Source organism: Chelativorans intermedius (assembly GCF_025398255.1).
Classification (GTDB): domain Bacteria; phylum Pseudomonadota; class Alphaproteobacteria; order Rhizobiales; family Rhizobiaceae; genus Chelativorans; species Chelativorans intermedius.
This window is the reverse complement of sequence record NZ_JAODNW010000013.1, coordinates 39,416-65,985: the sequence shown is the minus strand read 5'-3', so window position 1 is coordinate 65,985 and position 26,570 is coordinate 39,416. Positions and strand designations below refer to the sequence as shown.

Sequence of the window (26,570 nt, the reverse complement as noted above, 5' to 3'; positions counted from 1 at the left end):
GGCGTCTCGTCGTTCAAGAAGCGCCCCTTGCAAAAACGCGGTTCCGGCTCTGCTTGGCCATTTACCTAACCCAAGTGTAGCCTTATGCACGCGTGATCGGCAAAACTCCACAGGAAGCCGAGCGGGAGTGAGCGGAGGAAGACGCCCAGATGGACAGGACCGACAGACAAAGCCCCCTGGTGAGCCCACAGGAAGCGCTGGATTTCCACGCCTCGGGCAGGCCCGGCAAGCTGGAGATCAACCCGACCAAGCCGATGGCCACCCAGCGCGACCTTTCGCTCGCCTATTCGCCGGGCGTGGCCGTGCCGGTGAAGGCGATTGCCGAAGATCCGAGTCGGGCCTTCGACTACACCACACGCGGCAATCTGGTGGCCGTGATCTCCAACGGCACGGCCATTCTGGGGCTCGGCAATCTGGGCGCACTTGCCTCCAAGCCGGTGATGGAGGGCAAGGCGGTTCTGTTCAAGCGCTTTGCCGATGTCGATTCCATCGACCTGGAGGTGGACACGGAGGACCCCGAGGCGTTCGTCAACTGCGTGCGGCTCCTCGGCCCTTCCTTCGGCGGCATCAACCTGGAAGACATCAAGGCGCCCGAGTGCTTCATCATCGAAAGCCGGCTGCGCGAGATGATGGACATCCCGGTCTTCCACGACGACCAGCACGGCACCGCCATCATCGCCATTGCCGGCCTCATCAATGCGCTAGACCTGACGGGCCGCGACATCAAGACGGCCAAGCTGGTGTGCAATGGGGCGGGCGCTGCCGGCATCGCCTGCATCGAACTTGCCAAGTCGATCGGTCTGCGCCCCGAGAACGTCATTCTCTGCGACACCAAGGGCGTGGTCTACAAGGGCCGCAAGGAAGGCATGAACCAGTGGAAGTCAGCGCACGCGGTGGACACCGACAAGCGCACGCTGGCGGAAGCGCTGGAGGGAGCGGACATCTTCTTCGGCCTGTCGGCCAAGGGCGCGCTGACGCCGGCCATGGTGAAATCCATGGCCAAGAATCCCATCATCTTCGCCATGGCCAACCCGGACCCCGAAATCACGCCGGAGGAGGTGGCCGAGATCCGAACGGACGCCATCATGGCCACCGGCCGCTCGGACTATCCAAACCAGGTCAACAACGTCCTGGGCTTTCCCTACATCTTCCGCGGCGCGCTGGATGTGCGGGCCACCACCATCAACGATGCGATGAAGGTGGCCGCCGCCGAGGCGCTGGCCGCCCTTGCCCGCCAGGACGTACCGGACGACGTGGCCGCCGCATACCGGGGCAACCGGCCGAGATACGGGCCGGACTACATCATCCCCGTACCCTTCGATCCCCGCCTCATCTCGGCGGTGCCGGTGGCCGTGGCCAAGGCGGCGATGGATACGGGCGTGGCGCGCCGGCCCATTCTCAATCTCGAGAAATATGCCAACGAGCTGTCCGCGCGTCGCGATCCCATTGCCTCCACGCTGCAGCGCATTCATGACCGCGTGCGCCGGCAGCCCAAGCGCGTGGTCTTCGCCGAGGGCGAGGAGGAGCAGGTGATGCGCGCCGCCATCTCCTACGTGAACCAAAAGCTGGGTACCGCCATCCTGCTCGGCCGCGAAGAGCAGATTCGCGAGACGGCGCGCAATGCCGGCGTGGATCTCGCCCGCCCCGGCATCGAGATCATCAATGCCCGGCTGTCGCGGCGCAACGGCATCTATGCCGACTATCTCTACGAGCGCCTGCAGCGCAAGGGCTACCTCTTCCGCGACTGCCAGCGGCTCATCAACAACGACCGCAACCACTTCGCCGCCTGCATGCTGGCGCTCGGCGACGCGGATGCCGTGGTGACCGGCGTGACGCGCAACTATTCCACCGCGCTGGCCGACATCCGCCGCATCATCGACGCCAGGCCAGGCCATCGTGTGATCGGCGTCTCCATCGCGCTGTGCCGCGGACGCACCGTGCTGGTGGCCGACACGGCGGTGCACGACATGCCCACCTCGGAAGAGCTGGCCGATATCGCCGAGGAGGCGGCGGGCATGGCACGGCGCATGGGATACGAACCGCGGGTGGCGATGCTCGCCTATTCCACCTTCGGTCATCCGCCCGGCGAGCGCTCGGCCAAGGTGCAGGAGGCAGTGAAGATCCTCGACAAGCGGCGCGTTGACTTCGAATATGACGGCGAAATGGCGGCGGATGTGGCGCTCAACCCGCAGCTCATGCAGCAATATCCGTTCTGCCGCCTCTCCGGGCCGGCCAACGTGCTGGTGATGCCGGCCTTCCACTCCGCATCGATCTCCACCAAGATGCTGCAGGAGCTCGGCGGCTCCACGGTGATCGGGCCGCTTCTGGTCGGCCTCAACAAGCCGGTGCAGATCGTGTCGCTGAACGCCAAGGATTCCGACATCGCCAACATGGCGGCCATCGCGGCCTACAACGCGGGGCAGTAGGCCCCGCCGGTGCCGTGGCCGCCCGCCATCGGCAGGCGGCCACGCGCGTCGATCATCCGCCGTTCGCCGCCTGCACGGCGCGCTTCGCCATGACGACGATGAGGTTTGCGCGGTACTCCGCCGAGGCATGGATGTCGGACATCAGGCCGTCGGCGGGAACGGTCGTGCCGTCGAGGGCGGAAGCCTCGAAGGCGCCGACAAGCGCCTTCTCGATCGCCTCGGCGCGGAAGACGCCGTTCTCACCCGCACCCGTGACGGCGGCACGCACGCCATCGGCGTGCTTCGCCACGAAGACGCCGGTGAGCGCATAGCGCGAGGCCGGATTGGGAAACTTGGCGTAGCCCGCCTTCTCCGGCACGGCGAAGGAGATGGCGGTGACGATCTCGTCATCCTCCAGCGCCGTCTCGAACAGATCGACGAAGAAGTCGTCGGCCGCGATCTCGCGCTTGTTGGTGTGCACGGTGGCTGCGAGCGCCAGAACGGCGGCCGGATAGTCGGCCGCCGGATCGTTGTTGGCAATGGAGCCGCCGAGCGTGCCCATGTGGCGCACATGCGGGTCGCCGATATGGGCGGCAAGGTGGCACAGCGCCGGGCACGCCTTGGCAAGCGCGGCATCCCGCGCCACCTCGGCATGGGTGGTGCCGGCGCCGATCTTCACCGTGTTGCCGGCGACCTCGATGCCCTTGAGCTCGCCGATGTGGCGCAGGTCGATGAGATCGGAGGGTGCTGCCAGCCGCTGCTTCATGGTGGGGATGAGCGTCTGGCCGCCGGCTACGAACTTGCCGTCTTCGGCCTCCTTCAGCATCTTCACCGCCTCGGAGATGGAGGAAGCGCGGTGGTAGGTGGTCTGGTGCATGGGATTCTCCTCTTTCTGGAGAGCGAACAGGGATCAGCGAACAGAGGCTGGTTTCCCGCCCCGGACTTCTTCGCTTCCCCGTTCGCCACTCATTGTTCGCTCTTCGCTCACTTCATCGCCGCCCACACCTTCTGCGGTGTTGCCGGCATGTCCAGCGCGTTGGTGCCGATGGCATCGGTGATCGCATTGATGATGGCCGGCGGCGAGCCGATGGCCCCGGCCTCCCCGCAGCCCTTCACGCCCAGCGGATTGCCGGGACATGGCGTGTTGGTGGTAGACACCTTGAAGGACGGCAGGTCGCCCGCCCGCGGCATGGTGTAGTCCATGTAGGAGGCGGTGACGAGCTGGCCCGAGGCGGGGTCGTAATGGCAGCCTTCCAGAAGCGCCTGGCCGATTCCCTGTGCCAGGCCGCCATGCACCTGACCTTCGACGATCAACGGGTTGATGATGTTCCCGAAATCGTCCGCCGCCACGAACTGCACGATGTCCGTGTGGCCCGTTTCCGGGTCCACCTCCACCTCGGCAATGTAGCAGCCGGCCGGAAAGGTGAAGTTGGTGGGATCGTAGAAGGAGGTCTCCTTGAGGCCCGGTTCCATGCCTTCGGGAAGGTTGTGCGCCGTATAGGCGGCGAGCGCCACCTGGGCCCAGGGCAGGCTCTTGTCCGTGCCCGCCACCTTGGCCTCGCCGTTCTCGATGACGATGTCGCCCTCGTCGGCCTCCAGCAGGTGGGCGGCGATCTTCTTGGCCTTCGCCTCCACCTTGTCGAGCGCCTTGACGATGGCCGAGGCGCCGACGGCGCCGGAACGCGAGCCATAGGTGCCCATGCCCATCTGCACCTTGTCGGTGTCGCCATGGACGATGGAGACCTGATCGAGCGGCACGCCGAAGCGCGAGGCGACGACCTGCGCGAAGGTGGTCTCGTGTCCCTGGCCGTGGCTGTGCGAGCCGGTCAGCACCTCGATGGTGCCGGCCGCGTTCACCCTCACCTCCGCCGACTCCCAAAGGCCGACGCCGGCTCCCAGCGAACCGACGGCCTGGGAGGGGGCGATGCCGCAGGCTTCGATGTAGCAGCTCATGCCGATGCCGCGCAGCTTGCCGCGCTTCTTCGCCTCCTCGCGGCGGGCGGGGAAGCCGTCATAGTCGGCCGCGCGCATGGCCGCATCCAGCGAGGCCTCGTAGTCGCCGGCGTCGTAGTTCATGATGACCGGCGTCTGGTAGGGAAACTCGCGGATGAAATTCCTGCGGCGCAGCTCGGCCGGCGAGATGCCCAGCTCGCGCGCCGCCGTCTCCACCGTGCGCTCCAGAACATAGGTGGCCTCCGGCCGACCGGCACCGCGATAGGCATCCACCGGCGCGGTGTTGGTGTAGACCGCACGCACGTTGCAGTGGATCTTCGGGATGACATACTGGCCCGAAAGCAGCGTGGCATAGAGATAGGTGGGGACCGCGGAGGAGAAGAGCGACATGTAGGCGCCGAAATTGGCAATGGTGTCCACCTTGAGTGCCACCATGCGGTTGTCCGCGTCGAAGCCGAGGGCGACCTCCGTGTGGTGGTCGCGGCCATGCGCATCGCACATGAAGCTCTCGGTGCGGTCCGCCGTCCATTTCACCGGCACGCCGGTGCGCTTCGACGCCCACAGGCAGACGATCTCCTCCGGGTAGATATAGATCTTGGAGCCGAAACCGCCCCCGACATCCGGGGCGATCACCCGCAGCTTGTTCTCCGGTGCCACGTTGTAGAACGCGCTCATCACGAGGCGGGCGACATGCGGGTTCTGGCTGGTCGTCCACAGCGTGAAGTGGTCCTCGGCCATGTCGTAGTGGCCGAGCGCGGCGCGCGGCTCCATGGCATTGGGCACCAGGCGGTTGTTGACCAGCTTCAGGCGCGTCACATGCGCCGCCTTTGCGAGCGCTTCGTCGACGGCGGCCGCCTCGCCGATCTCCCAGTCGTAGATGAGGTTTCCCTCCGCCTCGGGGTGAAGCTGCGGGGCGCCTGCGTCCAGCGCCCTGGCCGCGTCGGTGACGGCGGGCATCTCCTCATAGCTTACCTCCACCGCCTCGGCGGCGTCGCGCGCCTGGTTGCGCGTCTCCGCCACGACGATGGCCACCGCCTCGCCCACATAGCGCACCCGGTCGACGGCGAGCGGCGACCAGGCGCCCATCTTCATCGGCGAGCCATCCTTGGAATGGATCATCCAGCCGCAGATCAGGTTGCCGATGCCGTCGGCCTTCAATTCCGGCCCGGTCAGCACGTCGATGACGCCGGGCATGGCCTTGGCCGCCGTCGCGTCGATGCCCTTGATGGCCGCGTGCGCATGCGGGCTGCGCACGAACACGGCGTGCTTCATGCCCGGCACCACCATGTCGTCCACATAGCGGCCGAGCCCGGTGATGAACCGCTTATCCTCCTTGCGCGCCACCCGCGCGCCGATGCCTTCGATGCCCATGGTTTCCTCCTCCGTCGGGGCTGGCGAGTAGGGAGATAGCCAATAGCGAGAAGGGGGAGTATGCTCGACCCCTGTTCACCACTCCCTATTCGCTGTTTGCTTTCATGCCGCCTTTACCGCCTTGCCGCCCATCGCTTCCGCGGCGGCCAGCACGGCCTTGACGATGTTGTGATAGCCGGTGCAGCGGCAAAGATTGCCCTCCAGCTCGGCACGCACGGTCTTCTCGTCCAGCCCCTCGGGATGCCGGTTGATCATGTCCACCGCAGCCATGATCATGCCCGGCGTGCAGAAGCCGCATTGCAGGCCGTGATGCTCCCTGAAGGCGGCCTGCACGGGGTGCAGCTCCGCGCCCTGCGCGAGCCCCTCGATGGTCGTCACCTCCGAGCCCGAGGCCTGGGCGGCGAGCATGGTGCAGGACTTCACCGCCTTGCCGTCGAGATGGACGACGCAGGCGCCGCACTGGGAGGTGTCGCAGCCCACATGGGTGCCGGTCAGACCCAGATTTTCGCGCAGGAAGTGAACCAGCAAGGTCCGGTCCTCCACCGTCCCTGTCACCTTGCGTCCGTTCACCGTCATGGAAATTTCCGCCATTGGGTCCCTCCTCAGGTCGCTCGTTGCCGCGATTGCTTTGCCCGCCGATGCGGCGGGCCATGGCACAGCTTAGCGCAGGCGGCCCGAGAGTCCATGTATCATTTGGAACAAGACGCGGACCGGCCACGCGCGACGCAACATCTCTTGATCTTCACCGACGATGCGGGTATCAGGCGTCACGCAAGGGCGGCAGCACGCTGCAGGCCCGCGCCGCATTAGCTCAGTTGGTAGAGCAACGCATTCGTAATGCGTGGGTCGCTGGTTCGAGTCCGGCATGCGGCACCATTTTGTTCTTCCATTCACGCTTCTCTCGATTCCCGGCTGCGGACCCGGGGCGGCTGCAGTTCGGTGGCGGCCGGTGCCCCCGTTTGGGGCGGGAGATGGGGACGCGGCGATTTTCGCTCTTCACGGCGGGCGGGGGTGGCTGCGATAACACCGCCGACGGCCGGCTGGCGGCGGAAGGAATGTGCGGGAAGCGAGCATGACCCGAACCGTGATCGTGGGGGGAAGCCACGCGGCGATCGCCGCCGCGGCGGCGTTGCGCCGACATGCGCCCGAGATGGAGATCGCCATCGTCTCGGACGAGGCGACGCTGCCCTATCAGAGGCCACCCCTCTCCAAGGAGTACATGTCGGGCACCATGGCGCTGGAGCGGCTGTGGCTGCGCCCGCGCGAATGGTATGAGGAGCGGCGCATCCGGCTGCACCTCGGCGCCGCCGCAACCGCCATCGACCGGGCAGGAAAGAGACTCGCCCTCGGCAACGGCGACGTGCTTGGCTATGACGCGCTGCTGCTTGCAACGGGCGCGCGGGCGCGGCGCCTGCCCGCCGCGATGGGCGGGGAGCTTCCCAATGTCCGCGTCATGCGCACGCTGGCCGACGCGCAATGGCTGATGCGCGAGATGACGGCGGGGCGCCGTCTGGTGGTGATCGGCGGGGGCTATGTCGGCCTGGAGGCGGCGGCCGAAGCGGCCAAGAAGGGCCTCGACGTCACGGTCGTCGAGGCGGCGGAGCGCATTCTCAAGCGCGTGGCATGCGCCGAGACGGCGGATGCGCTGCGCACGCTCCACGCCGCACACGGCGTCAGGATCCTCGAGAACACGCGGCCGCAGCGCTTCGTGGAAAGGCAGGGGCATGCCTGCGCGGTGCGGCTTGACGACGGCAGGGAACTGCCGCTCGACCTGGCGGTCGTGGGCATCGGCATCGAGCCCGATGTGGCGCTTGCCGAAGCCGCCGGCCTGGAAGTGGCGGACGGCATCGTGGTGGATGCACACTGCCGCACCAGCGATCCTGCCATCTTCGCGGCCGGCGACTGCGCCCTCTTTCCCTTTCAGGGGGCGCCCACCCGGCTCGAATCGGTGCAGAATGCGCAGGATCAGGCCGCGGCGGCGGCCGCCAACATCGCCGGCACGCCCACGGCCTACACTCCGCACCCCTGGTTCTGGTCGGACCAGTACGACGTGAAGCTGCAGATCGCCGGATACCACAGGGGCTACGACAGCGTCGTCACGCGGGCGGGCAAGCGGGAAGGTTCCGTCTCCTTCTTCTATTTCCGGCAGGGGCGGCTGATTGCCGTCGACAGCCTCAATGACGGGGCGACCTACGCGATGGCGCGCAAGCTGCTGGAAGCGCAGGCGACGGTGACGCGCGCCGAGCTCGACGATCCCGCCTTCGACCTGCGCGAACGCGCGAAGGCCCTCTCGCATCCGCGCCCGGCCGCCGAATAGGCCACCTGCGGCTGACGAGGGCACCCCATGAAAGGGTTGGCGCCCTCCGGCAGCCACGCCCCGGGCTGGTGCCCCTTTTGCGAACAAGGCAATGGCGCCGAATCGTCCTGCGATGTATACATGCTGCAGGGAATGCGGATGGAACGGCCTTGGAAAAGTCTTCGAGCAAGACCCACACGATGCGGGCGATGATCGAGCTGCGGCAGCGGATCTTTGACGGCAGCCTGGCCGGCGGCACCCGCCTGTTCGAGGTGCCGCTGGCGGAGGAGCTGGGAATTTCGCGCACGCCCGTGCGCGAGGCGATGTCGCGACTTGCCGAGGAGGGACTTCTCGACCGTGCGCCGGGCGGTGGGTTCCTGGTGCGCAGCTTCCGTTTCAAGGACGTCGTCGATGCCATCGAACTGCGCGGCGTTCTGGAGGGAACCGCGGCGCGGCTGGCGGCCGAGCGGGGCGCCGAACCGGCGGCCCTCAAGCGTATCCACAAGACGCTTCAGGCGCTCGACCGCTGCTTCGGCACGGAGCCGGGCGACGTGGACCTCGACGGCTATCGGGAGTTCAACGGGCGCTTCCATCAGGAGCTTGCCGCGCTCTCCGGCAGCGAGGTGGTGCAGCGCGAGATCGAGCGGGTCAACCGGCTGCCCTTCGCCTCGCCCACCGCGTTCCTGCCCGACAGGGTCTACAATCCGAACTTCCGCACCTCGCTGATCGCAAACCAGGCGCAGCACAGGGCGATCGTCGCAGCCATCGAAGCGCGCGAGGGGGCGCGGGCCGAAGCGCTGGCACGCGAGCACGCGCGGGCGGCGCGCACCAATCTCGAATATTTCGTCACGGAGCACGGCGGCCTTGCCGGGCGCGTGCCGGGCCTGGCGCTGGTGCTGAACTGAGCAGCCCGCTGCCGCAGCGCCATCCCCGCAGCCAGCGGCAGACCTCCTCCCATCCCGAGAAAAGCGGCAGGCGCCCGCCTGCCATCCGGCCGGTACCGCGCGCCCTGGCCGGATGGCTCTTGCAATTCCCGGCCGGCTGACACAAGAATGTATACACAATCTGCTCACAGAGGGAGGACGCCCCATGGCCAGGAAGCCCAGCCTGCAAGGGATCATCGAGGAAGCAGGGAATATCGTGCCGGTGCTACGCAACTCCAGAATCGGCATGTATGTATACCCCGTTGTCGCCTCCGAGTTCACCAACTGGCGTGACGAGCAGCGCGCCTGGCGGGAATCGGCCGTGCTGTTCGACCAGTCGCACCACATGGACGAGCTGATCGTCGAAGGCCCGGATGCGGCGCGATTTCTGGAGGGGCTTGCGATCAACAGTTTCTCCAACTTCTCCACCAACAGGGCCAAGCACTTCGTGCCCGTCTCGCCGGAAGGTTACGTGATTGGCGACATGATCATTTTCCGCGAGGAGGAGAACAGGTTCGTGCTGGTGGGCCGCGCGCCGACCGCCAACTGGGTGCAGTACAACGCCTCGCTCGGTAAGCACGAGGTGGCGGTGACGCGCGATCCGCGCTCGCCCTCCCGGCCCGACGGCAAGGCGGTGACGCGCGTTCACTACCGCTTCCAGATCCAGGGCCCGGACGCGCCCAAGGTTCTGGAACGGATGCATGGCGGACCTCTGCCGCAGATCAAGTTCTTCCACGTCGACTGGATCAATGTCGCCGGGCGGCGGGTGCGCGCGCTGCGCCATGGCATGGCCGGCGCGCCGGGGCTTGAGATCTGGGGCCCCTACGAGGAGAAGGACGACGTGCGCGCAGCCATCCTCGAGGCGGCGGACGCGGCCGGCGTCGACCTGCACCAGGTGGGGGCGCGTGCCTATTCCACCAACACGGTCGAATCGGGATGGATTCCCTCGCCCCTGCCGGCCATCTATACGGGCGAGGCGTTGCGCCCCTATCGCGAGTGGCTGCCGGCGGACAGCTATGAGGCAACCTGCTCCATCGGCGGCAGCTTCGTCTCCGACGACATCCGCGACTATTACACCACCCCCTTCGAGCTGGGTTACGGCATCTATATCAAGTTCGACCATGATTTCGTGGGCCGCGCGGCGCTCGAAAAGATGAAGGACACGCCACACCGCAGGAAGGTCACCTTCGAGTGGAACGCCGAGGACATTCTCAAGGTCATGGCGTCCTGCCTGAAGCCCGGCGAGACGAATGCCAAGTGGATCGACTTCCCGCAGCCCAACTATTCGTCCTCCGGCTTCGACCGGGTAATGCTGGGCGAGCGTGTGGTGGGGCTCTCGATGTTCAACGGCTACAGCTTCAACGAACGCTGCATGCTCTCGCTCGGTATCGTCGATCCCGACATCAAGGAGGGCGACGTGCTTACGCTGGTGTGGGGCGAACCCGACGGCGGCAGCGCGAAGACCTCCACGGAACGGCACAGGCAGGCGGAAATCCGCGTGCGCGTCTCGCCGATCCCCTATTCGCGCATGGCGCGCGAGAACTACGCGGAAAGCTGGCGCACCAGGCAGCACGGCTGACAGAGGCCCGCCGCCTCACGGCGGGCAGAACAGCGCACCATATATACCCATTCCTTCTTCTGAAGGAGCCCGTATCTTTTGCGTGAAGGGGCATGAAGGTATTTTTCTCATCACGTCTATAGGTAAATCTTATGGTCTGAATGCAGAACCAATTCGCTCCTCGCGCTGCGATGCACTAGTCTTCCCGTCCGGCCCTTGGGCCTATCGGTATCGGGGCCGGCAAGAAGCAATGAGGGAGGAGCAGCGATGTTGAACACACCCCTATCCGGCGCCGTGACGCGCCTTGCCGCCGCCGGGCTTGCCACCGTGCTGACTACGGGTCCGCTGGTGGCAGAGACCCTGAAGCTGGCGCATTTCGTCTCGCCCACCCATGTCGTCAATTCCTCGGTGGTCGATCCGCTGGTCAAGGGCGTGGCCGAGGATACCGACGGCGCCCTGACCATCGAGGTCTATCCGGGCGGCGAGCTCGGTGCCGGGCCGATGGAGCAGTATGTGCGGGCACTGCAGGGCGTGGCGGACATCACATGGGGCCTGCAGGGATACACCTCCTCGCAGTTTCCCAAGACCATGATCGTGGAGATGCCAGGTGCGATCCCCGAGGGCATGAGCGGCTATGAGATGCTTTGGAATGCCTACGAGACGCATCTGAAGGACGAATATCCGGGCACCAAGCCGCTCGCCCTTTGGGTTTCCGAGCCGAATATCATCATCACCAAGGGCCGCGAGATCCGCACGCCCGCCGACATCAAGGGCCTGAAGATCCGCGTGTCGGGCGCCATCGCCGGCGCGGTGGTCGAGGCGCTGGGCGCCACGCCGGTGCAGATGCCGGCGGGGGAGATCTACAACTCGCTGCAGACCGGGCTGATCGACGGGCTGATCACCGGCGCCAGTGCGGTCGCCGATTTCAAGCTCGACGAGGTGGCCGACAGCTACACCATCGGGCCGCCGCTCGGCCACATCTCTTTCTATCTCGTGATGAACCAGGCGCGATACGACGCCTTGCCCGAGGAGTTCCGGTCGGCGATCGACGCGCACAGCGGCATCGGCCTGTCGAGGAGCGGGGAGGAGGCGTGGAATGCGCGCGCCACCGAGACGGTAGAGAAGCTGCGCGAGACCGGCGACAACACGGTCATCGAGTTGACGGAGGAGGAGGTCCAGGCATTCGCCGAGCTGACCCTTCCGGTCACCGACCGGCTCATTGCCGAGATGGGCGCCGAAGAGGTGCTGGCTGCCATGCGCGGAGAGTAGTGCGCCATGCTCGCGAGGCTGCGCTGGCTTGCCGACAGGCTGATCGGACTGGCCGCCACCATCGGCGCGCTGGGGCTTGTCGTCGAGGTCGCGGTGATCCTGGCAGACGTCACCGGCCGTTATTTCGGACGGCCGCTGGCGGGCGCACGCGACGTTTCTGAAATGGCCATGGTCGTCCTCGTCTTCGGCGCCATGGCGCTGTGCGACCGGCTGGGCGGCCACATCGCCGTGGACATCTTCGAGACGCGCTTTCCCCTCTGGCTCAGGCGGGCCGGCGATGTCGCCAGCGCCATTCTCGGCATGTGCCTCTTCCTGGGCATTGCCTGGACCGTCTACGAGTCCTCGAAGCTGTCGCAGTTGCTCAACCTGTCGACCAACGTCATCAACCTTCCCAAGGTCTACTTCCAGTGGGCGTTGTCCGGGTTCAGCGTCATCGCTGCCCTCGGCATGGCGCTGCGCGCCGTGGAACTGCTGGTGGCCGGGCGTGACATTCGCGAGGAACCCGCATGAGCCCCATGGCAATCGGCGGGCTGGGCATGCTCGTCCTGCTCGCGCTGCTCATGCTGCGCGTGCCGGTGGCCTTTGCGATGTTTGCGGTCGGCTTCGTCGGTATCGCCATCCTCAATGGCCTGCCGGCGGCCATGAGCCTGCTCGCATCGGAGACCTTCACCCTTTCCTCCTCGGCGGAGCTGGTGGTGGTGCCACTGTTCATCCTGATGGGCAATGTCGCCTCTGCGACGGGCATGAGCAGCCGGCTCTACGACGCGGCCTATGCCGTCATCGGCCCGATCCGCGGCGGGCTGGCCTCGGCTACGGTCATCGGCTGTGGCGGCTTCGCCGCGCTTTCCGGCTCCTCGGTCGCCTCGGCGCTCACCATGGGCAAGGTCTCGCTGGCCGAGATGAAGCGCTTCGGCTACGATCCGCGCCTGTCCACCGGCGCCGTCGCGGCGGGCGGCACGCTCGGCATCCTGATCCCGCCATCCACGGGCTTCGTCATCTATGCCATCCTGACCGACCAGTCGATCGGGCGTCTCTTCCTTGCGGGGGTCCTGCCGGGCCTGCTGCTGCTCAGCCTGTTCGTGCTTCTCATCAGCTTCCTGTGCTGGCTGCGCCCGCAGCTCGGCCCGGCTGGCCCGCGCACGTCGCTCCGGGCCAAATTCGCGGCGCTGGCAGGGGCAGCGCCGGTGCTGGGCGTCATCCTGCTCACCATCGGCGGCATCTATGGCGGCATCTTCTCGCCCGTCGAGGCGGCTGCCGTCGGCGCCGGGCTGATGATCTTCCTGGGGGCGCTGATGCGAAGGCTCACCGCCGCGCTCCTGTGGCAGGCGCTCAAGGACTCCGTGGTCACGACGGCGACCGTCATGCTGATCCTGATCGCCGCGCACCTGCTCAACCCCTTTCTGGCGCTCAGCCAGATTCCGCAGGCCGTCGGAGCGCTGCTGACGGGCCTGGAGATCTCCAACCTGTCGATTCTGGCAATCATCCTCGCCAGCTATCTCTTCCTCGGCTGCTTCATCGAGGGGTTTGCGATGCTGGTGCTGACGATGCCGATCTTCTTTCCGCTCGTCACGTCGCTTGGCTTCGACCCGATCTGGTTCGGCGTGCTCGTGGTCGTGACGCTGGAGATGGGGCTCATCTCGCCGCCGGTGGGCGTCAATGTCTTCATCGTGAAGCTGGTGGCACAGGACGTTCCGCTCGCCAAGATCTTCCAGGGCGTGCTGCCCTTCTGGGGAGCCATGCTGGTGGCGCTCATCCTGCTCGTCAGCTTTCCGCAAATCGCCCTCTTCCTGCCCGACACGATGATCCGCTGAGGCGAGGCATTGCAAAGGAGAATGAAAGTGAAGGAACCCTGCTTCGATGTCGCGCATCTCGGCCATGTCGAGCTCCTGACGAACCGCTTCGAGGAAAGCCTCGACTTCTTCGTGCGCGTCTACGGGCTCACAGAAAGCGGGCGCGACGAAAACTCCGTCTATCTGCGCGCCTGGGACGACTACGAATTCCATACGCTGAAGCTGACGCGCTCGCAGACGACCGGCATGGGGCACTGCGCATACCGTACCTCGTCGCAGGCCGCGCTCGATCGGCGCGTGAAGGTGATCGAGGAGATGGGGCTCGGCATCGGCTGGACGGATGGCGATCTCGGCCACGGGCCGTCCTATCGCTTCAGGAGCCCGGACGGACACGTCTTCGAGCTCTATTGGGAGACGAGAAAATATGTCGCGCCGGAAGGCGAGAAGCCAGCGCTCAAGAACATCGCCCAGCGCTTTCACGGGCGCGGAGCGGCGCCGCGACGGATCGACCACTTCAACCTGCTGGCCTCGGACGTGTCGAAGATGCGCGACTTCATGGTCGAAGCCCTGGGCAGCCGCGTCACCGAGATGATCCGGCTCGACAACGGGCGCCTTGGCGGCTGCTGGTTCACCGTCAACAACAAGGGCTATGACATGGCCTGCACGGAGGACCATTCCGGCGCCCGAGGCCGCTTCCATCACGTCACCTACGCCGCCGATCACCGCGACGAGATTCTGCGGGCGGCCGACATCTTCCTCGAAAACGGAGTCTTCATCGAGACCGGCCCCCACAAGCACGCCATTCAGGGCACGTTCTTCCTCTATGTCTACGAACCGGCCGGGAACCGGGTGGAGGTCGCCAATGCCGGGGCGCGGCTGGTGCTCGATCCCGACTGGCAACCCGTCGTCTGGACGGAGGCCGAACGCAGACGCGGCCAGGCCTGGGGGCTGAAGACCATCGAATCCTTCCACACACACGGCACACCGCCGATCGAGACCCCGGCGGGAAAGGACTAGGAGCTTGACATGAGAAATACTGCATTGGTCGTGAGCGCCCATTCGGCGGATTTTGTTTGGCGTTGCGGGGGTGCGATCGCGCTTCATGGGCGTCGCGGTTTTGATGTGACGATTGTTTGCCTTTCGTATGGGGAGCGTGGAGAGAGCGCGCGCCTTTGGAAGGAGGAGGGGATGACGCTGGATCGCGTGAAGGCGTCGCGTCGTCGGGAGGCGGAGAAGGCGGCGGCGGCGCTTGCGGCGCACGACATTCGGTTTTTCGACCTTGGCGACTATCCGCTGGAGCTGGATCGGGAGGCGAAGTACCGGCTTGTCGAGGTGATCCGCCAGGTGCAGCCTGCCTTCATGCTTTCGCACTCGCTGGAGGACCCCTACAACACCGACCACCCCTATGCGACGCGGGTGGCGCTGGAGTGCCGGATGATCGCCCAGGCCTGGGGTCACAATCCGGGCGAGACGGTTCTGGGGGCGCCGCAGCTTTACCTCTTCGAGCCGCACCAGAGCGAGCAATGCGGCTGGAAGCCGGACACCCTGCTCGACATCACCGAGGTGTGGGAGCAGAAGCGTGCGGCCATTGAGTGCATGGAGGGCCAGCAGCACCTTTGGGACTACTACACCCGCGTGGCGGAGAACCGGGCCAACCAGTTCCGCCGCAATTCCGGCGGCCAGGCGGGGGGACGGGAGGCGCGCTATGCGGAGGCCTTCCAGGCGGTGTTTCCCAGAACGGTGGATGGGCTGTGATGGGCGTGGTGGTGCAGAAGATCGCGCGCGCCGACCCGCAAGTGGTGGCGGGCCTGGGCGAATGCGGGGTGGCCACGGTGCACGAGGCGCAGGGGCGCAAGGGGCTTCTTGCCGCCCACATGCGGCCGATCTTCGCCGGCGCGCGGCTGGCCGGCTCGGCGGTCACCATCTCCGCGCCGCCGGGCGACAACTGGATGCTGCATGTGGCCATCGAGCAGGTGCGGCCGGGCGACGTGCTGGTGCTGGCGCCCACCAGCCCCTGCCAGGACGGCTATTTCGGGGACCTGCTGGCCACCTCGGCCATGGCGCGCGGCTGCCGCGGCCTCGTCATCGAGGCGGGGGTGCGCGACGTGGCCGCGCTGACGCGGATGGGCTTTCCCGTCTGGGCAAAGGCGATCTTCGCGCAGGGCACGGTGAAGGAGACCTTGGGCTCGGTCAATGTGCCGGTGGTGTGCGCCGGCGCGCTCGTCCATCCGGGCGACGTCATCGTCGCCGACGACGACGGCGTGTGCGTGGTGCCCCGCCAGGACGCCGAAACCGTGCTCGATGCCGCCCGACGCCGAAACGCCGCAGAAGAGCAAAAACGCCAAAGGCTCGCAAACGGCGAACTCGGCCTCGACATCTACGACATGCGACAGAAACTCAAAAACAAAGGCCTCACATATGTCTGAAAAAATCCCGGCCTTCTGGATGCGGGGCGGCACCTCAAAGGGCGGCTATTTCCTGGCTTCGGACCTGCCCTCCGACCCGGCAGCGCGCGATGCGCTTCTGCTGCGCATCATGGGCTCACCCGATCCGCGCCAGATCGATGGTCTTGGCGGGGCCGACCCGCTCACCTCCAAGGTGGCAGTGGTCAGGCCCTCGCGACGCCCCGGCGTGGACGTGGACTACCTCTTCCTGCAGGTCTTCGTCGATCAGGCCATCGTCACCGACGCGCAGAACTGTGGCAATATCCTGGCCGGCGTCGGCCCCTTCGCCATCGAGCGCGGCCTCGTGGAGGCGCGGGAGGGGACCACGGACGTGCGCATCCACATGGAGAACACGGGCCAGACGGCGGTGGCGACGGTCTGCACGCCGGGCCGCCGGGTCACCTATGAAGGGGCAGCCCGCATCGACGGCGTGCCGGGCACGGCCGCTCCCATCCCCATCGCGTTCGAGGACACCGCCGGCTCCTCCTGCGGCGCGCTCCTGCCCACCGGCAACGCGGTGGACGTGATCGACGGGGTGGAGGCCACCCTGATCGACAACGGCATGCCCTGCGTTATCCTGCGCGCGGCCGACCTCGGCATAACCGGCGAGGAGACGCGGGAGGCGCTGGATGCCGACGAAGGCCTGCGCGGCAGGCTGGAGGCGATCCGCCTCAAGGCCGGGCCGATGATGAATCTCGGCGACGTTTCGCGCAAGTCGGTACCAAAGATGACGATGATCGCCCCACCACGCCATGGCGGTGCCATCGCCACGCGCACCTTCATCCCGCATCGCTGTCACGCCTCGATCGGCGTGCTCGGTGCGGTCAGCGTGGCGACCGCCTGCCTTATCGAAGGCAGTCCCGCCGCGGCCATGGCCAGCACCGGTCAGGGCCGCGAACGCACCCTCTCCATCGAGCATCCCAGCGGCGAGATGACGGTGATTGCCACGCTCGACGCGCAGGGCGCCATCAAGCGCGCCGCCGTCCTGCGCACCGCACGAAAGCTGTTCGAGGGGCATGTCTTCGCCTGAGAGCATGACGAACCGCGTCCTCCCCCTCCGCTGTACGAACCGGCCAGGCGTTGCCGCGGTGCATCCGGTCGAGGACGACCGCACGGGCGGTGTCCTGCGGTGCTGCGCCCTCCCGGCGGGCCGTCCAGCCCGTGGGGAATGCCGTGCACAGGCCAATCGCCGCAGGAGAATGGTGTTTTCCCGATGAACGTCCTTCCTTCGCAAAAACCGCAGAGCATCGCCTTCCTTGGCTTCGGAGAGGCTGCGCGCGCCTTTCAGGAAAGCCTCGCCACGCACGATCCAGCCCTTTCCTTCCGTGCCTATGACATTCTGCTCGACGAGCCCGGCAGCGCCGGCGAGATGCGCTCGGCGATGCACCGGCGCGGGGTCGAGGTGGCCGAGAATCCGGCGGCGCTGGCAAAGGCGGATTGGATCATCAGCGCGGTAACGGCGGACCAGAGCCTGGCAGCGGTGCAGCGGCTTGCCCCGTACCTGCGCCCAGCGCGGCTGCTCATCGACGTCAACTCGGTCTCGCCGGGGCGCAAGCGCGCGGCAGCGGCGCTCGTCGAGGCGCAGGGGGCGCACTATCTCGACATGGCGATCATGGCGCCGGTGCACCCGCGCAAGCATCGCACGCCCGTGCTCATCGCCGGCCCTGCGGCAGAACGGCTCGTCCCGGCGCTCGACAATCTCGGCTTCAGCCACGAGGTGGCGGGGGCGGAGACCGGGGCGGCGACGGCCGTCAAGATGGCACGCTCGCTGTTCGTGAAGGGGCTGGAGGCGATCACCATCGAGGCACTTCTGGCTGCCGAAGCGTCGGGTTGCCTTGAAAGCGTGACGCACTCGCTGGCGCGCGATTTCGCGGGCCTCGGCTGGCCAGACTTCGCGGCCTACGAGTTCGAGCGCGCACTGCGCCACGGGCGGCGGCGCGCTGCGGAAATGCGCGAGTGTGCCGCCACAGTGCGCGAACTGGGCCTGCACGGCAGGCTCGCTGAGGAAATCGCCGAGGTGGAGGAGCGGATGGGCCGCGCACAGGTGCCGCCGCCGCGGGCGCAGGCGCTTGCCGAGGATCTCGGCGCCGTGCTGCGCGCACGGCTGGCGCAGCGGGAACCAGGAAACGGAGGAGGTTCGCAATGAGCTACAGCTCGCTCGAAGAGAAGCTGCAGGCACTCGGCAACCCGGCACTGATGCTGCAGAACGCGCCAGCGGGGCGCTATGTCTATCCCATTGCGCCCGAGTTCACCAACTGGATCGAGGAGCAGCGTGCCTGGCGCGAGACGGCCGTGCTCTTCGACCAGTCCTTTCACATGACGGATCTGTACGTAAAAGGGCCGGATGTGGTGCGCCTGCTGTCGCATCTTGGCATCAACAGCTTCCAGAATTTCGGCCGCAACAAGGCCAAGCAGTTCGTCTGCTGCAATCATGACGGCTATGTTATCGGCGATGTGATCCTGTTCGGCCTGGAAGACGACCTGGTCAGCCTTGTCGGCCGCCCGCCCGTGCCAAACTGGGTGCAGTTCCATGCCGAGACCGGCGGCTACGATGTGACCGTGGAGCGCGACGAGCGCACCGCCGACGAGCCTGGCAAGCCCCGCAAGACCTACCGCTACGAGGTTCAGGGGCCGAATGCGATGAAGATACTGGAAGCGGTGAACGAGGGCGGGCCGCTGACCACCCGGTTCTTCCACATGGGCGAGATCACGATTGCCGGCTGCCGGGCGCGCACGCTGGCCCACGGCATGGGTGGCGCGCCAGGGCTGGAGTTGTGGGGACCGGCCGAGGAGGGGCCGAAGGTCAAGGCCGCCCTCATCGAGGCGGGCCAGGAACACGGCCTGCGGCAGGCCGGCGCCCGGGCCTACTCGACAGTGGCCATGGAGTCGGGTTGGATCCCCTCCCCTCTGCCGGCCATCTATACGGGCGAGAAGATGAGACCCTATCGCGAATGGCTGCCGGCAACCAGCTTCGAGGCCGTGTGTTCCATTGGCGGCAGCTTCCAGTCCGAGAACGTGGAAGACTATTACCTGACGCCGTGGGACCTAGACTATGGCCGAATGATCCGCTTCGACCACGATTTCATCGGCCGCGAGGCGCTGGAGAGAATGGCCGGCGGGCCGCATCGCCGCAAGGTCACCCTCGTGTGGGACAAGCAGGACGTGCTGAAGGTTTATGCCGGGCTGATGGAGGAGGGCGAGATGATGCCCAAGCTGATGGAGATGCCCGCCGCCCACTACGCCGCCCACCCCTATGACAGGGTGGTGCGCGACGGACGCACCGTGGGCATCTCGACCTATCCTGTATACACCGCCAACGAACGCGCCTGGATTTCGCTTGCCACGGTCGAGGAGAAGCTTTCGCAGCCCGGAACACATCTCACCGTGATCTGGGGAGAGGCGGAGGGTGGCACCCGCAAGCCCGCCGTCGAACGGCACCGGCAGACGGAGATCGGCGCCACCGTGCATCCCTGGCCCATTCACGAGGCTTCGCGCCGCACCTACCGCGCGCGGAAGTAACAAAGCCGGGGGGCGGCCGGCGCCGGCGGGATCGCAGCGCGAAAGCCCGCCGGCGCCGGTCATGTGCCGCCTCCTGCCCGGCACCCCTTTACCCTGCAAGCCATCCTCTCGCCGCCCTGCAGCAGCGGGGACGCTGGTGGCGCGCCGATCCTTCCAGGCCCCCTCCCCGCACGGTCTTCGCCGGTGGGGCGCAGCCTTTCGTCGGCAAGTGGGTTTTCCGTCACGTGCTCATAATGTATACATTAATGAATGCAAGGAGGAGAACCACCGTGACCCTGCTGAACTTCCCGAACCGACGTGCCGGCAACGAAAACCCCATCCATTCCGGGCTTTGCGAGCTTCTTTCCGGATATTCGATCGAGGTCGTACCCCGCACTGCCGCAAAGGTGAAGTCCTTTTCTACCCTGCTTCCCAGAGGCACTCTCGTATACATAGCGCATATTGAGGGCACGCCGATCGACGCGATGGTGACGACAGCGCGACGGCTGGCAGAAGAGGGCTTCGCGGTCATGCCGCATTTCCCGGCCCGCCTCATCGAGGACCGGCGCATGCTGGAAACCTGGATCGGCCGCTACAGGGAGGAGGCCGGCGTCGAAAGGGCGCTGGTGCTGGCGGGCGGCAGAAGGCGCCCGGTGGGTGCGTTCGACAGCTCGATGGCGCTTCTGGAGACCGGGCTGTTCGACAGGTTCGGCTTCTCCCACCTGCATGTGGCCGGCCATCCTGAAGGCAGCCGTGACATCGACCCCGACGGCTCGACCCGGCGGGCCGACGAGGCACTGCGCTGGAAACAGCACTTTGCGCAGCGGCACAGCGACGCCAGGATGGCCATCGTCACGCAGTTTCTCTTCGATGCCGCACCGCTGATCGCCTGGAGCGAGAGGCTCGCGCGCATGGGGATCACCCTGCCCATCCACGTGGGCGTTGCGGGCCCGGCCAAGCTGCAGACGCTTATGAAATACGCCCTGGCCTGTGGCGTGGGGCCGTCGCTTAGGGTACTTCAGAAGCGGGCCATGGATGTCCGCAAACTGATGCTTCCCTATGAACCGACCGTCATGCTTTCCGAGCTTGCAGCATACCGGGCCACCCGGCCGGACAGCCTTTTCGAGCAGGTTCACATCTTCCCCCTCGGGGGTGTGCGCGCGGCGGCGGAATGGGCCAATGCCTACGCCGCGCGCCAGCGCGAACCGGGTGCCGCATAGGCGCATGCGCCGGCGGCGGCGGGAGGTGGCGCGGTGAGCTATCCCAATCTGCGCCACATAAGGCTGTTCTGTGCCTGCGTTCAGCTCGGCTCGATGAGCCGCGCTGCCGAGCAGATCGGCGTCACGCAACCGGCAGCCTCGCAGGGGCTTGCGCGGATGGAGGCCATCTTCGGCGCACCGCTCATCGACACGAGGAGCGGCACTGCCCGCGCCACGCCCGAAGGCCGGATCGTGCATGCCCGTGCCCAGCGGGCGCTGGAGCTGATCCGCACGGGAGTTGCGCGCCTGCGCGGCCCGGGAGGCGGACAGGCGGCGGAGACGCGGCTGACCCTGCCGCATCTGCGCGCTCTCGCCGCCTTTGCCGAAGGCGGCAGCTTCAGCGCGGCTGCCCGCATCCTCAGGCAATCCGAACCTGCCGTGCACCGTACGGCGCGCGATGCCGAAGCCACCTTGCGCACACCGCTCTTCGAGGGTTCGGGCCGGGCCATCCGGCTTTCCAGTGCCGGGCTTTCAGCGGCGCGCTGGTCACGCCTGGCACTCAACGAACTGGACAACGCCGCAGCCGAGATCCGCGAGCTGCGCGGCCGCTTCGAGGGCCATGTGGCGCTCGGCACCCTGCCGCTGGCGCGTACCGGCATCGTGCCACGGGCGATCACGGCCGTCGGTGCGCGCCACGCACTCGCCAGTTTCTCGATCGCCGAGGGCCGCTACGAGGCGCTGCTGCGCGACCTGGAGATGGGTCGCATCGACATTCTGGTGGGGGCGCTGCGCCCCCATCTGGCATCGAGCACGCTGGAACAGGAGGAGCTGTTCACCTATCGCCTGTCGGTGGTGGCGCGGGCCGGCCACCCGCTCGCCGGGCGCCGCAATCTGGATGTTTCCGACCTTGCGGAGTACCCGTGGGTCATGGCGCGGGAGGGCACGCCCTCGCGCGCGGTCTTCACCGCGCTTGCCAGCCGCTTTCCACCGGGAAAGCCCGCCTTGCGCAGCGTGGAGACAGGTTCCCTCGGCGTGGCGCGCGGCATCCTGATGGAATCGGATCATCTGGCGCTCTTCTCCCCCCTCCAGATCGACTATGAGATGCAGGCCGGCTTCCTCTCGCCGCTCGACTTCGAGGTGGACGATCCGGGCCTCGCGATCGGCATCACCACCCGCAAGCGCTGGCTTCCGACCGCCCTGCAGCGCGAGTTTATCGACACCCTGCGCACGGTGGCGCGGGCGGCCGCACACCCGCAGACCCCCCAAGGGCCTGCCAACACCACCCCAGACCTCTGACGACCGCGCGCCTTCGCCACGCCCTCCTCACGCCCGCTCGACGACCGCAACGAACGCATAGACAAATATAGTATTTGTCTAGTTTTTACTTCTGAAAATCACCGCATAGAGTGAAATAATGGTGTCACACAAGCAGTGTATTATTCGTATCACTGCCAGTGATAACTATAAATATAAAAAATGAGAATAATAAACTCCGAAGAATGAAGATAGACGCACCGGGAGAGATGTCTATGCTTGAGATACGGGGGATAACGAAGAAGTTCGGCGACATATTGGCGGTCGATGACGTCTCTCTTCGCATTGAGCCGGGGCAGATGGTGGGCATCATCGGCCGCTCTGGGGCCGGCAAGTCCACCCTGCTGCGCCTCATCAACCGGCTGATCGACCCCTCGGCGGGCAAGATCAGCTTCTGCGGCTGCGAGATCACCCATCTGAGGGGCCGCGAGCTGCGCCTGTGGCGCGCTTCCTGCGCCATGATCTTCCAGCAATTCAACCTCGTGGAGCGCATGGATGTGCTGACCAACGTCCTGATCGGGCGGGTTGCCCATCAGGGGTTCCTGTCGTCCATGGTGCTTCATTTCAGCGAGCTGGACCGAGCGCGCGCCGTTCGCGCACTCGAACGGGTCGATCTCCTCCCCCAGGCCCTGCAGCGGGCGGGCACGCTCTCCGGCGGCCAGCAGCAACGCGTGGCCATTGCCAAGGCACTGGTGCAGAACCCGAAGATTCTCCTGGCGGACGAGCCCATCGCCTCGCTCGATCCGGCCAATGCCGCGCGGGTGATGGAAACGCTCAAGGCGATCAACCGGGAGGACGGGATCACCGTTCTGGTCAACCTGCACACACTCGACACAGCCCGCTCCTATTGCGAGCGCATCGTGGCCATGCGTGAAGGCAAGGTCCATTTCGACGGGGCTGCCGAAGAACTCACCCAAGCGCGGGTACGCGAGATCTACGGCACGGATGGCCTTGAGGCCGAGGTGGATGAACGCGTCACCTCCACCGCCATCCCCCTCAGCCGCCCGCGGCAACCGGCCCGCACCGAGGCGGCCTGAGCGCACTCGTCCCGTTTCAAGTGCCCGGTCCGGGCCGAACACAGGAGAGAGAGATGAAACGCAAACACATTGCCATCGCCGCTGGTCTTGTGGCTGGTCTTGCCTGCACGGGCGCGGTCGCGCAGGAATGGAAGGAAAGCTACAAGGTTCTGCGGTTCGGCGTGCTGTCGGGCGAGAACGAGAAGGACCGCATCGCGCGCTACACCGCGTTCGAGACCTATCTGGAGAAGGAGCTCGGCGTGGAGATCGAGATCTTCACCGCAGGCTCCTATGACGGCGTCATTCAGGCGCTGGCGGCCGACCAGATCGAATTCGCCTTCCTCGGCTCCTCCTCTTATGCCGCCGCCTATACGGAGACGAATGGCGGTGTCGTGCCGCTCGTCACGAAGCAACAGCAGGACGGCTCCACCGGCTACTACTCGATCATCGTGGTGCGCTGCGATTCCGGTTACGAAACGCTCGACGACCTCCGGGGCAAGGTGCTCGCCTTCGCCGATCCCGACTCTACCTCCGGCTATGCGGTGCCGTTCTTCAACCTTGTCAAGCAGGGCTATGATCCGCAGACCCACTTCAGCGCCGTACCCTTCTCCGGCGCCCATGAAAGCGGCGTTCTGGGGGTGGTCAACGGGCAATACGACGCCGCCGCCACCTATCAGAACAACGAGGTCAACGGCATTCCCCAGCGCATGGTGGCCAAGGGCATGATCGAGGAGGGTGCCGTCTGCCCCATCTGGCAGTCGCCGGAGATCACCTCCGGCCCCTTCACCGCGCGGGCCAACCTGCCCGAGGCGCTGATCGAGGATATGAAGAAGGCGGTGCTTGCCGTGCCGGAGAAGGACCCGGAAGCCTTCCGCCAGATGGATGGCGGCGAGACGTCGACCGGCAGAGGCTATGTCGAGGTGGACCATCCGCGCTACGAATGGATCATCGAGATGCGCGACTGGCTGAAGCAGCAGCGCCGTTCGGGCTGAGCCGTTTCGGCCACCGATGGCTGCCGGGCAGCGGCCTGGCGGCCATCTTCCAAGCGCACTGCCCCAGTCGAGCGATGCCATGTCGAGCACCGACATATCCCCAGCCAGCCATCAGTTCGAGGCCGACTATGCCGCCCACCGCCGCCGCGCGCGCCGCGTGCAGGCAGTCTCGGTGCTTGCCTTCGCCGTCGCCTTCCTGGCAACGGCCCGTATGGGCGGCTTCTTCGACGTGAGCGAGGTGACGCTGCCCTCCGGCGAGCGCGTGACCGCCTGGCGCCTGTGGGCCGGCCTGCCGCGCCTCGGCGAATATCTGTACAAAACGCTGCCCGTGCTGCGCTGGGACAGCCTGGGCACCGATCTGGCCGACTGGTTCTGGCGCTGGCAGACCTGGCTGCGGCTGCTTCTCGAAACCATCCTCATTGCCTACATGGCCACGGCTCTGGGCGTCGTCGGGGCCTTCATCCTCAGCTTTCCCGCCTCACGCAACCTGGCGCCCAGCCGTCTGGTGCTCAATCTTACGCGGCGCTATCTGGAAATCGTGCGCACAGTGCCGGAGCTGGTGTGGGCGCTCATCTTCGTCTTCTGCTTCGGCGTGGGGCCGCTTGCCGGCGTTCTGGCCATCGGCCTGCACACCACCGGCGCGCTCGGCAAGCTCTACTCGGAGGCCAACGAGAACATCGACATGCGCCCCGTGGAGGGCGTGAAGGCCAGCGGTGGCGACTGGTTCCGGCAGATCCGCTACGGCGTGGTGCCGCAGGTCATTCCCAATGTCATCAGCTACACGCTGCTGCGTTTCGAGATCAATGTGCGCGCCTCCTCCATCATCGGTTTCGTCGGCGCCGGCGGGCTGGGCCAGGAGATCCGGGTGGCCATGTCCCTGCAGGAATACACCGATCTCTCGGCGCTCTTCCTCATCATCTTCGCCACGGTCATCGTCATGGATTTTCTGAGCGAGAAGCTGCGCCACCGTATCATCGGCATCAGCGGAAAGGGCCTGTGACATGGGCCGGACGCACGAGGCTATCATCGCCCGGGCGCGCAGTCAGGTTCCGGCAGCCTTCGCCACGCCACCCGGCGTGCGCATCAGGCGCGGCGGGCTGATCCTGCTTCTGGCGGGTCTCACGGGCTGGTGCCTGTTCGCCTTCGACTTCTCGCCAGGGCGCATCGTCGAGGGGCTTGCCCGGCTCGGACGCATTCTCGCCTTCATGTTCCCGCCGCATCTGTGGCAGAGCTGGCAGGAGTGGGCGGAAATCCTCAAAGGTCTCGGCGAGACCGTTTCCATGGCCTTCCTGGGCACGGTGCTGGGCGCGACGGTGGCCCTTCCGCTGGCATTTCTAGGTGCCAGGAACATCATGCCCTTCGGCTGGCTGCGGCATGGCGTGCGCCGCGGCTTCGACGCGTTGCGGGCGGTGGAGCAGATCATCCTGGCGCTGATCTTCATCCGCGCATTCGGACTGGGGCCGCTTGCGGGCATCCTTGCCATCGCCGTCTCGGAGGTCGGCACCTGCGCGAAGCTTTTCTCCGAGGCCATCGAGAACACATCGAAGAAGCCGGTGGAGGGCGTGCGCGCCTCCGGCAGCGGGCCGCTGCAGACTATCCGCTACGCGATCATGCCGCAGGCCATGCCAGTGATCCTGTCGATCATTCTCTACAATTTCGAATCGAATACCCGTTCCGGCACCATCCTCGGCATCGTCGGGGCGGGTGGCATCGGCTTTCTGCTGGCCGACCGCATCAACGCCTATCGCTGGCCGGAAGCCTGGTCCATCATCATTCTCATCATCCTCACCGTCTACGTGATCGACGGCATATCCGCGCGGCTGCGCATGAGGATCATCGGCAGGATGGAGAACGTGCAGTGAGCAGGACCGTGAACGGCAGCCCGGAAGCAACGGCGAGGCTGGGCGAAAGTCCGAGCATCCACGAAAGCGCCCACGTCATCGACTGCACGCTCGGCGCATGGACGGAGGTGGGCGCCGGCACCACGATGCTGCACTCCTCGATGGGCGACTATTCCTACATCGTCGAGGACTGCCACGTTGTGTGGACCAGCATCGGCAAGTTCTGCTCCATCGCCCGGGGCGCGCGCATCAATCCGGGCAATCACCCCACCTGGCGGGCCAGCCAGCACCACTGGACCTACCGCGCCGCCGCCTATGGCCTGGGCGAGGACGATGCCGCCTTCTTCGACTGGCGCCGCGACCACCGGGTGACCATCGGCCACGATGTGTGGATCGGCCATGGCGTCACCATCCTTCCGGGCGTCACCATCGGCACGGGTGCTGTGGTCGGCGCCGGCGCCGTCGTCTCGCGGGACGTGGCCAACTACACGATCGTCGCCGGCGTGCCGGCGCGGCCGATCCGCCGGCGCTTCACGCAGTCCCAGGAGCAGGCGCTGCTCGACATCGCCTATTGGGACTGGCCGCGCGACAGGCTGGCGGCGGCTCTTTGCGATTTCAGGACGCTCGACGTGGCGGCGTTCATCGAGAAATATCGCTAGACGGTTCGTCGTTTCATTGAAACGCCGATCCGGTCCATCTAT

General features: G+C 66.3%; 23 protein-coding genes and 1 tRNA gene. 21 read left to right on the top strand and 3 right to left on the bottom strand.

The window, feature by feature from the left end; genetic code table 11:
- The first annotated feature begins 149 nt into the window (after window positions 1-149).
- Complete coding sequence (locus NYR58_RS10720) at window positions 150-2,426, top strand: NADP-dependent malic enzyme (protein ID WP_261520646.1); 2,277 nt, start codon at window positions 150-152, stop codon at window positions 2,424-2,426.
- A 52-nt stretch (window positions 2,427-2,478) separates the two neighbouring features.
- Here the strand turns inward: NYR58_RS10720 and NYR58_RS10715 are convergent, their stop codons facing one another.
- The 3 genes from NYR58_RS10715 to NYR58_RS10705 all read right to left on the bottom strand — a co-directional run bounded on the left by NYR58_RS10715 (window position 2,479) and on the right by NYR58_RS10705 (window position 6,320).
- Window positions 2,479-3,282 carry an FAD binding domain-containing protein gene (locus tag NYR58_RS10715; RefSeq protein ID WP_261520645.1) on the bottom strand — a complete coding sequence of 268 codons (804 nt, stop codon included), beginning with the start codon at window positions 3,280-3,282 and terminating at the stop codon, window positions 2,479-2,481.
- 107 nt (window positions 3,283-3,389) lie between these two features.
- A complete protein-coding gene (locus NYR58_RS10710) occupies window positions 3,390-5,729 on the bottom strand; it encodes a xanthine dehydrogenase family protein molybdopterin-binding subunit (protein ID WP_261520644.1) in 2,340 nt (779 codons plus the stop codon).
- A gap of 102 nt (window positions 5,730-5,831) precedes the next feature.
- Window positions 5,832-6,320, bottom strand: coding sequence for a (2Fe-2S)-binding protein (locus NYR58_RS10705; protein ID WP_261520643.1), 489 nt, complete (start codon window positions 6,318-6,320; stop codon window positions 5,832-5,834).
- 209 nt (window positions 6,321-6,529) lie between these two features.
- Between NYR58_RS10705 and NYR58_RS10700 the strand changes: the two genes are divergently transcribed.
- The 20 genes from NYR58_RS10700 to NYR58_RS10605 all read left to right on the top strand — a co-directional run bounded on the left by NYR58_RS10700 (window position 6,530) and on the right by NYR58_RS10605 (window position 26,528).
- Window positions 6,530-6,605 (top strand) — tRNA-Thr (locus NYR58_RS10700).
- A 196-nt stretch (window positions 6,606-6,801) separates the two neighbouring features.
- Window positions 6,802-8,046, top strand: a complete 1,245-nt coding sequence (locus tag NYR58_RS10695) for an NAD(P)/FAD-dependent oxidoreductase (RefSeq protein ID WP_261520641.1) — start codon at window positions 6,802-6,804, stop codon at window positions 8,044-8,046.
- 149 nt (window positions 8,047-8,195) lie between these two features.
- A complete protein-coding gene (locus NYR58_RS10690) occupies window positions 8,196-8,930 on the top strand; it encodes a GntR family transcriptional regulator (protein ID WP_261520640.1) in 735 nt (244 codons plus the stop codon).
- Window positions 8,931-9,114: 184 nt separating this feature from the next.
- On the top strand, window positions 9,115-10,527 hold the full coding sequence (gene ligM / locus NYR58_RS10685; protein WP_261520639.1) for a vanillate/3-O-methylgallate O-demethylase: 1,413 nt from the start codon (window positions 9,115-9,117) through the stop codon (window positions 10,525-10,527).
- 246 nt (window positions 10,528-10,773) lie between these two features.
- The gene (locus tag NYR58_RS10680; RefSeq protein ID WP_261520637.1) at window positions 10,774-11,775 is read left to right on the top strand and encodes a TRAP transporter substrate-binding protein; all 1,002 of its coding nucleotides are present in this window, start codon (window positions 10,774-10,776) and stop codon (window positions 11,773-11,775) included.
- A gap of 6 nt (window positions 11,776-11,781) precedes the next feature.
- Window positions 11,782-12,285 (top strand): TRAP transporter small permease, encoded by a 504-nt coding sequence (locus tag NYR58_RS10675; RefSeq protein ID WP_261520636.1) that lies wholly within the window; start codon window positions 11,782-11,784, stop codon window positions 12,283-12,285.
- Window positions 12,282-13,586, top strand: a complete 1,305-nt coding sequence (locus NYR58_RS10670; protein WP_261520634.1) for a TRAP transporter large permease — start codon at window positions 12,282-12,284, stop codon at window positions 13,584-13,586. Before NYR58_RS10675 ends, NYR58_RS10670 begins: the two co-directional genes overlap by 4 nt.
- Window positions 13,587-13,613: 27 nt before the next feature.
- Entirely contained in the window at window positions 13,614-14,582 is a 969-nt protein-coding gene (locus NYR58_RS10665) for a catechol 2,3-dioxygenase (RefSeq protein WP_378074595.1), read from the top strand.
- Between the two features lie 9 nt (window positions 14,583-14,591).
- A complete protein-coding gene (locus tag NYR58_RS10660; RefSeq protein ID WP_261520631.1) occupies window positions 14,592-15,320 on the top strand; it encodes a PIG-L deacetylase family protein in 729 nt (242 codons plus the stop codon).
- The gene (locus tag NYR58_RS10655) at window positions 15,320-15,991 is read left to right on the top strand and encodes a 4-carboxy-4-hydroxy-2-oxoadipate aldolase/oxaloacetate decarboxylase (protein ID WP_261520630.1); all 672 of its coding nucleotides are present in this window, start codon (window positions 15,320-15,322) and stop codon (window positions 15,989-15,991) included. The genes NYR58_RS10660 and NYR58_RS10655 overlap by 1 nt, the downstream gene beginning before the upstream one ends.
- A complete protein-coding gene (locus NYR58_RS10650) occupies window positions 15,984-17,039 on the top strand; it encodes a 4-oxalomesaconate tautomerase (RefSeq protein WP_261520629.1) in 1,056 nt (351 codons plus the stop codon). Before NYR58_RS10655 ends, NYR58_RS10650 begins: the two co-directional genes overlap by 8 nt.
- 183 nt (window positions 17,040-17,222) lie before the next feature.
- A complete protein-coding gene (locus NYR58_RS10645) occupies window positions 17,223-18,155 on the top strand; it encodes an NAD(P)-dependent oxidoreductase (RefSeq protein ID WP_261520628.1) in 933 nt (310 codons plus the stop codon).
- Window positions 18,152-19,528 carry an aminomethyl transferase family protein gene (locus NYR58_RS10640; RefSeq protein ID WP_261520627.1) on the top strand — a complete coding sequence of 459 codons (1,377 nt, stop codon included), beginning with the start codon at window positions 18,152-18,154 and terminating at the stop codon, window positions 19,526-19,528. Before NYR58_RS10645 ends, NYR58_RS10640 begins: the two co-directional genes overlap by 4 nt.
- A gap of 269 nt (window positions 19,529-19,797) precedes the next feature.
- Entirely contained in the window at window positions 19,798-20,727 is a 930-nt protein-coding gene (locus tag NYR58_RS10635; RefSeq protein ID WP_261520626.1) for a methylenetetrahydrofolate reductase, read from the top strand.
- Window positions 20,728-20,760: 33 nt separating this feature from the next.
- Window positions 20,761-22,002 carry a LysR family transcriptional regulator gene (locus NYR58_RS10630; RefSeq protein ID WP_261520624.1) on the top strand — a complete coding sequence of 414 codons (1,242 nt, stop codon included), beginning with the start codon at window positions 20,761-20,763 and terminating at the stop codon, window positions 22,000-22,002.
- Window positions 22,003-22,235: 233 nt separating this feature from the next.
- On the top strand, window positions 22,236-23,057 hold the full coding sequence (gene phnC, locus NYR58_RS10625) for a phosphonate ABC transporter ATP-binding protein (protein ID WP_261520623.1): 822 nt from the start codon (window positions 22,236-22,238) through the stop codon (window positions 23,055-23,057).
- Between the two features lie 53 nt (window positions 23,058-23,110).
- Window positions 23,111-24,028, top strand: coding sequence for a phosphonate ABC transporter substrate-binding protein (gene phnD / locus NYR58_RS10620; RefSeq protein WP_261520622.1), 918 nt, complete (start codon window positions 23,111-23,113; stop codon window positions 24,026-24,028).
- A 79-nt stretch (window positions 24,029-24,107) separates the two neighbouring features.
- Window positions 24,108-25,028: a phosphonate ABC transporter, permease protein PhnE gene (phnE, locus tag NYR58_RS10615; RefSeq protein ID WP_261520619.1), complete on the top strand. Its 921-nt coding sequence runs from the start codon at window positions 24,108-24,110 to the stop codon at window positions 25,026-25,028.
- Window position 25,029: 1 nt separating this feature from the next.
- Window positions 25,030-25,890 carry a phosphonate ABC transporter, permease protein PhnE gene (gene phnE / locus NYR58_RS10610; protein ID WP_261520618.1) on the top strand — a complete coding sequence of 287 codons (861 nt, stop codon included), beginning with the start codon at window positions 25,030-25,032 and terminating at the stop codon, window positions 25,888-25,890.
- The gene (locus tag NYR58_RS10605) at window positions 25,887-26,528 is read left to right on the top strand and encodes a DapH/DapD/GlmU-related protein (protein WP_261520614.1); all 642 of its coding nucleotides are present in this window, start codon (window positions 25,887-25,889) and stop codon (window positions 26,526-26,528) included. Before phnE (NYR58_RS10610) ends, NYR58_RS10605 begins: the two co-directional genes overlap by 4 nt.
- The last annotated feature ends 42 nt before the right edge of the window (window positions 26,529-26,570 follow it).

Bases quoted from the DNA above. Each gene is read 5' to 3' on its own strand.
- NYR58_RS10720 (WP_261520646.1), top strand. From the start codon at position 150: ATGGACAGGACCGACAGACAAAGCCCCCTGGTGAGCCCACAGGAAGCG.
- NYR58_RS10715 (WP_261520645.1), bottom strand. From the start codon at position 3,282: ATGCACCAGACCACCTACCACCGCGCTTCCTCCATCTCCGAGGCGGTG.
- NYR58_RS10710 (WP_261520644.1), bottom strand. From the start codon at position 5,729: ATGGGCATCGAAGGCATCGGCGCGCGGGTGGCGCGCAAGGAGGATAAG.
- NYR58_RS10705 (WP_261520643.1), bottom strand. From the start codon at position 6,320: ATGGCGGAAATTTCCATGACGGTGAACGGACGCAAGGTGACAGGGACG.
- NYR58_RS10695 (WP_261520641.1), top strand. From the start codon at position 6,802: ATGACCCGAACCGTGATCGTGGGGGGAAGCCACGCGGCGATCGCCGCC.
- ligM (WP_261520639.1), top strand. From the start codon at position 9,115: ATGGCCAGGAAGCCCAGCCTGCAAGGGATCATCGAGGAAGCAGGGAAT.
- NYR58_RS10680 (WP_261520637.1), top strand. From the start codon at position 10,774: ATGTTGAACACACCCCTATCCGGCGCCGTGACGCGCCTTGCCGCCGCC.
- NYR58_RS10675 (WP_261520636.1), top strand. From the start codon at position 11,782: ATGCTCGCGAGGCTGCGCTGGCTTGCCGACAGGCTGATCGGACTGGCC.
- NYR58_RS10670 (WP_261520634.1), top strand. From the start codon at position 12,282: ATGAGCCCCATGGCAATCGGCGGGCTGGGCATGCTCGTCCTGCTCGCG.
- NYR58_RS10660 (WP_261520631.1), top strand. From the start codon at position 14,592: ATGAGAAATACTGCATTGGTCGTGAGCGCCCATTCGGCGGATTTTGTT.
- NYR58_RS10655 (WP_261520630.1), top strand. From the start codon at position 15,320: ATGGGCGTGGTGGTGCAGAAGATCGCGCGCGCCGACCCGCAAGTGGTG.
- NYR58_RS10650 (WP_261520629.1), top strand. From the start codon at position 15,984: ATGTCTGAAAAAATCCCGGCCTTCTGGATGCGGGGCGGCACCTCAAAG.
- NYR58_RS10645 (WP_261520628.1), top strand. From the start codon at position 17,223: ATGAACGTCCTTCCTTCGCAAAAACCGCAGAGCATCGCCTTCCTTGGC.
- NYR58_RS10640 (WP_261520627.1), top strand. From the start codon at position 18,152: ATGAGCTACAGCTCGCTCGAAGAGAAGCTGCAGGCACTCGGCAACCCG.
- phnC (WP_261520623.1), top strand. From the start codon at position 22,236: ATGCTTGAGATACGGGGGATAACGAAGAAGTTCGGCGACATATTGGCG.
- phnD (WP_261520622.1), top strand. From the start codon at position 23,111: ATGAAACGCAAACACATTGCCATCGCCGCTGGTCTTGTGGCTGGTCTT.
- phnE (WP_261520619.1), top strand. From the start codon at position 24,108: ATGTCGAGCACCGACATATCCCCAGCCAGCCATCAGTTCGAGGCCGAC.
- phnE (WP_261520618.1), top strand. From the start codon at position 25,030: ATGGGCCGGACGCACGAGGCTATCATCGCCCGGGCGCGCAGTCAGGTT.